Genomic DNA, 5,366 nt, shown 5'->3' on the forward strand with positions numbered 1-5,366 from the left:
ACGTACCGCGCAAGGGCTGTTCGAGGCCCTCGGCACCCGTTTCAACGTACGCCTGCAAGATGCCGCCACCTGTCTCAGCGTCAGCGAGGGTTCGGTGCGCATCGATGCCTTCGGCGCGCGTCCGCTGCAGGCTCCGGTGGCCGAGGCGGGGCAGAGCTATCGGATCGCCGCCGACGGCGTGCGGCGCCTCGAACGGCCGCAGATGGACGCCGTGGCCTGGGCCGATGGCCTGATCGTCACCCGCGACATGCGCCTGGCCGACTTCCTCGCCGAGGTCAGCCGCTACCGCAACGGCTACCTCGGCTGCGCCGCGGAGGTCGCCGACCTGCGCCTGTCCGGGGTCTACCGCCTGGACGACACCGACAAGCTGTTGCAGGTGCTCGCGCGGACCCTGCCGGTGCGCCTGCAGCGGCATACCCGCTGGTGGGTGAGGGTGGTCGCCGCCTGAGTCGCGCCGGCGGCCGCGTGGACGCTTGCTTCCGCCCGGAGCGAAACGCACTGAAAATTATTTTCATTATTTTTGTCGGCTTTCCGCGACTGGTCCGGCTTTATCGATTGAACACCCTTCAACGACTCCAACGGATCCCGTTCATGACCGCCACCGCCGTCGTCCTCCGCAATGCCCCGTCGTCCCTCGATTTCCCCCGCGCCTCGCGCCTGAGCCGTTCGGTGCGCGCGGCCCTGCTGTCGCTGGCCATGGCGGCCGGCGCGGAGCCGCTCTGCGCCTCGGCCGCCGAAGCGGCGGCGGAACAGGCGCGGCCCTATGCGATCCCCGCCGGACAGTTGGGTGACGTGCTCAACCGCTTCGCCCGCGAAGCCGGCATCACCCTCTCGGCCACTCCGGCGCAGACCGGTGGCTACAGCTCCCAGGGGTTGCGCGGCAGTTTCACCGTGCAGCAGGGCCTGGCCCGGCTGCTCGCCGACACCCCGCTGGAAGCGGAAGACCAGGGCGACGGCAGCTTCGTCTTGCGCGAGGCGCCGGCAAAGGACGGCGACGTGCTGAACATGCAGGCGGTGGAAGTCTTCGCCCTCGGCAACAACCTGGGCAGCACCGATGGCTACCTGGCCACCCATAGCCAGATCGCCACCAAGACCAGCAAGCCGCTGCTGGAAACCAGCCAGACCGTCTCGGTGATCACCCGCGAGCAGATCGACGACACCGCCTCCAAGACCGTGCAGCAGGCGATGCGCTATACCCCCGGCATCTTCACCGGCCAGGTCGGCGCCTCCAACCGCTACGACTACGTGGTGATGCGCGGCTTCGCCGACAACAGCGTGGACAACATCTACCTCGACGGCCTCAAGGCCATGGGCGACAGCGGTACCTTCAGCTCGATGCAGGTCGACCCGTACTTCCTCGAACGCATCGATGTGCTCAAGGGCCCGTCCTCGGTGCTCTACGGCCGTAGCCTGCCGGGCGGCCTGGTGGCGCTGACCAGCAAGAAGCCGTTGTACGAGGACTACCGCCAGATCACCGGCAGCATCGGCAACATGGGCCAGAAGGAGATGGGCTTCGATTTCAGCGGGCCGCTCGACGAGGAGAAGCGCATCGCCTACCGCCTGGTCGGTCTCGGCAAGGGCTCGGACACCCAGTTCGATCACGTCAAGGAGGAGCGCTACGCCATCGCCCCGACCCTGGCCATCGACTTCAGCGATGACACCACCCTGACCCTGCAAGGCTACCTGCAACACGATCCCAACGGGGGCTACCACGGCGGCGTACCGGCCGACGGCACCCTGTCGCACCACAACGGCCGGCACATCTCCCGCGAGTTCTTCGATGGCGAGCCGAGCAAGGACGACTTCGACCGCACCCAGCGGATGTTCGGCTACCAGCTGGAGCACCGCATCGACGACGTCTGGTCGGCGCGGCAGAACTTCCGCTACCTGGACTCCGACGTCGACCTGTCGCAGGTCTACGCCTACGGCTGGAGCGCCAGCGAGCCGAACAAGCTGAACCGCTACTTCAGCGGCGCCCGCGAGCACCTGCAGGCGTATATCGTCGACAACATGCTGCAGGCCGAATTCGCCACCGGCGCGGCGCGCCACACCCTGCTCACCGGCCTCGACTATCAGCGCCGGCGCACTGTGGTCGACTGGCGTTCCGGCTCGGCCTCGGCGCTGGACGCGTTCAACCCGATCTACGGCGACGACGCCATCAGCTATTTCCCGGACGACAACCACACCCGCCGCCTGGAGCAGACCGGCGTCTACCTCCAGGACCTGATCGACATCGACCAGTGGCGCTTCTCGCTCGGCCTGCGCCAGGACTGGGTCAGCGTCACCGACAAGAACCGCAGCACCGGCAGCAAGGCCGACGACGACTGGGAGAAATTCACCGGGCGGATCGGCGCGCTGTACCTGTTCGACAACGGCCTGGCGCCCTACGTCAGCTACTCCGAGTCGTTCAACCCGAACGCCTATTCAGACGCCTCCGGCACGCCCCTGGCGCCCACCGAGGGCAAGCAGTGGGAACTCGGCCTGAAGTTCCAGGCGCCGGGCAGCAACAGCTTCTACACCGCCTCGCTGTTCCATATCACCCAGGAAAACGTCGCCTCCAAGGAGCCCCAGGACAACTTCTACACCTCGGTCGGCGAAGTGCGCTCCCAGGGGCTCGAACTGGAGGCCCATACCCAGCTCAGCGACAACCTGAAGCTGCTCGGCAGCTACACCTACACCGACATCACCTACACCAAGTCGCTGGACGGCAACCAGGGCCATACGCCGAACCAGGCGCCCAAGCACATGGCTTCGCTGTGGGCCGACTATGCCTTCGACGCCGGCCCGCTCAGCGGTCTGAGCATCGGCGGCGGCGCGCGCTACGTCGGCGAGACCTGGGCGGACAAGGAAAACACCTTGCGGGTGCCGGACTACACCCTGGTCGACGCGCGGATCGGCTACGACCTCGGCAAGCTCGGCCTGAAAGGCCTGGACGTCAGCCTCAATGCCAACAACCTGCTGGACAAGGACTACGTGGCGTCCTGCTACAGCCTGGACTTCTGCTACTTCGGCGAGAAGCGCAACGTGACCGCGACGGTGAACTACCAGTTCTGACCGTCCACCCGGGCCCCGGCGCCAGCGCCGCGGTACCGGCCAAGCAGCCCGGCGCGCAACGTACGCGCCGGGCATTCGCCGGCGTCGCCGGCCGTACCCTGGTTACCTGGAGCCCCCATGCGCCCCGTCCTGGTCTTGCTGCACCGCTATGTCGGTCTGGCTACCGCGCTGTTCCTTTTCCTCGCCGGTCTCACCGGCAGCCTGCTGGCCTTCCATCATGAAATCGACGAATGGCTGAACCCCGGCTTCTACGCCGTGGGCGAGGGCGGCGAGCGCCTTTCCCCGGGCAGCCTGGTGCAACGCGTCGAGTCACGCTATCCGCGACAACTGGTGTGGTACATGGAGTATCCCGAGGCGGGCGGGCATCCGGCGTTGCTCGCCACCGTGCCGCGCGAGGCCGGCGCCAAGGTCGAGCACGACGTGTTCTACCTCGACCCGGTCAGCGGCGAGGAAGTCGGCAAGCGCCTCTGGGCGGCCTGTTGCTTCCAGCCGGCGAACCTGGTTCCCTGGGTCCTGGAGTTCCACCACAACCTGACCCTGCCGGGGAACTGGGGCCTGTACCTGATGGGCGGGGTGGCGATGTTCTGGTTCCTCGACTGCTTCGTCGGCGCCTGGCTGACCCTGCCGCGCGGCCGGCCGTTCTGGAGCAAGTGGGCCACCGCCTGGAAGATCAAGCGCGGCAACGCCTACCGCTTCAACTTCGACCTGCATCGCGCCGGCGGCCTCTGGCTCTGGCTGCTGCTGGCACCGGTGGCGCTGAGCAGCGTCGCCCTGAACCTGCCGAGCCAGGTGTTCAAGCCGCTGGTATCGCTGTTCTCGCCGATCGAACCGAGCGTCTACGAGGCGCGCGGGCGGCTGCCCAGGGAACAACTGGGGGAGACCCGCCTGGACTACGACCGCACCTTCCAGTTGGCCAGCGCCGAAGCGGCGCGGCTGGGCATCGCCGAGCCGATCGGCGAGCTGTACTACAGCTTCGAATACAACTTCTTCGGCGCCGGCTTCGGCGACCACGACGACCCCATGGGCAAGTCCTGGCTGTTCTTCCACGGCAGCGACGGCCGCCTGCTCGGCCAGGAAGTCGCCGGGCAGGGCAGTTGGGGAGAGCGTTTCTACCGCTTGCAGTACCCGATCCACGGCGGGCGCATCGCCGGCCTGCCGGGACGCATCGCCATCGCCGCCCTCGGCCTGGCCATCGCCGGGCTGTCGCTGACCGGTGTCTACATCTGGTGGCGCAAGCGCCGGGCGCGCCACTGGAACGGCCGCTAGACGGCTGTTAGTCTGGCTGCCTCCCACACCACCAGAGGATGGACGAATGAACGCAAGGATCGCCGCATTGGGACTGCTCCTGCCCCTGGCCGCCGGCAGCGCCGTGGCCGCGGAGGAGGGCAGCTCGGTCAAGGATGCGGCCAAGGCCGCGGTGTCCTCGGCCATCGAGACCGGCAAGAACCTCCTCGGCGGGGTCAGCGAGGGCATCACCAGCGGCCGCCAGTCGGCCCAGGGCGCCGATGGCGCCAAGGTGGTCTCCGACAACGCCGGCTTCGCCGAGATCGGCCAGGTCGAAGTGCTCAAGACCGAGCCGCGCGACCAGCAACTGGCCGTCACCCTCGGCTTCAAGAACGACGGCGACGCCACCGTGCGCCTGATCAACCTGACCCAGACCGGCGCGCTGCTGGTGATCGACAACGACGGCTACTCCAACGCCCTGGTCGCCCTCGTCAACCCCGACGACGTCACCGTCCCGGCCAAGGCCGGCATCCGCCAGACCTTCGTCTTCGAAGGCGGCGCGGAAGGGATCAAGGCGGTGCGCCTGTGGGGCAAGGACCTGCCGGTGAAGTGAATTCGAGTCTGCGTCAAAGCAGCCCCGCCTTGGCGGGGCTGCTTTCTGCCGGGCCACGAGCGCAAATAATCAGCTCACCAGAACCCGGCCGAGCGCTGCCTGGAGACCGATAGGTCCTTCCCATTACGAAAATGACGACATCGCATCGATCCTGAAACGTCCGCACAGCCAGGACGACGCAATGAAGGCAAAGTGCCATTCCCTCCTGTCCCTGTTTGGATTAGCATTCCTACTTTTGGACTAATCCCCCCTCAACACGCCCATGTCGTTTAGCTATGCGGTGGGTATTGAAGGGAACTCGCAGGACATCGGATGTTGCGTTCTAGCTATCGAGCGGTTGTCGCTGGCTTGGTTTTACTGCCGCTGCTTGCCAGCGCCGCCCCCTTCACCTCCCCCGGCGACCGCGACCTGATCCGCGACCGCCAGCAGCGCCTGCTGGACGAACAGCGCAAGCGCCTGGAGGAACTCCAGCAAC

Annotated in this window: 3 protein-coding genes and 1 pseudogene; all 4 read left to right on the forward strand. The window is 67.0% G+C overall.

Annotated features, from left to right (window positions below; translation table 11 throughout):
• A pseudogene (foxR, locus tag FFS27_RS27910) lies at positions 1-448 on the forward strand (anti-sigma factor FoxR); the annotation flags it as partial.
• Positions 449-591: 143 nt separating this feature from the next.
• Positions 592-3,054 carry a ferrioxamine receptor FoxA gene (foxA, locus tag FFS27_RS27915; RefSeq protein ID WP_137952355.1) on the forward strand — a complete coding sequence of 821 codons (2,463 nt, stop codon included), beginning with the start codon at positions 592-594 and terminating at the stop codon, positions 3,052-3,054.
• Between the two features lie 117 nt (positions 3,055-3,171).
• A complete protein-coding gene (locus tag FFS27_RS27920; protein ID WP_019486300.1) occupies positions 3,172-4,320 on the forward strand; it encodes a PepSY-associated TM helix domain-containing protein in 1,149 nt (382 codons plus the stop codon).
• Positions 4,321-4,366: 46 nt separating this feature from the next.
• Entirely contained in the window at positions 4,367-4,891 is a 525-nt protein-coding gene (locus tag FFS27_RS27925) for a hypothetical protein (RefSeq protein ID WP_014602870.1), read from the forward strand.
• Positions 4,892-5,366 lie beyond the last annotated feature (475 nt).

Origin of the sequence: Pseudomonas sp. 2VD, from assembly GCF_005503585.1 — a bacterium.
In the GTDB taxonomy this organism is placed as follows: Bacteria; Pseudomonadota; Gammaproteobacteria; order Pseudomonadales; family Pseudomonadaceae; genus Pseudomonas; species Pseudomonas aeruginosa.

Excerpts from the sequence above, each read along its gene's own strand:
- foxA (WP_137952355.1), top strand. The coding sequence starts at position 592 with ATGACCGCCACCGCCGTCGTCCTCCGCAATGCCCCGTCGTCCCTCGAT.
- FFS27_RS27920 (WP_019486300.1), top strand. The coding sequence starts at position 3,172 with ATGCGCCCCGTCCTGGTCTTGCTGCACCGCTATGTCGGTCTGGCTACC.
- FFS27_RS27925 (WP_014602870.1), top strand. The coding sequence starts at position 4,367 with ATGAACGCAAGGATCGCCGCATTGGGACTGCTCCTGCCCCTGGCCGCC.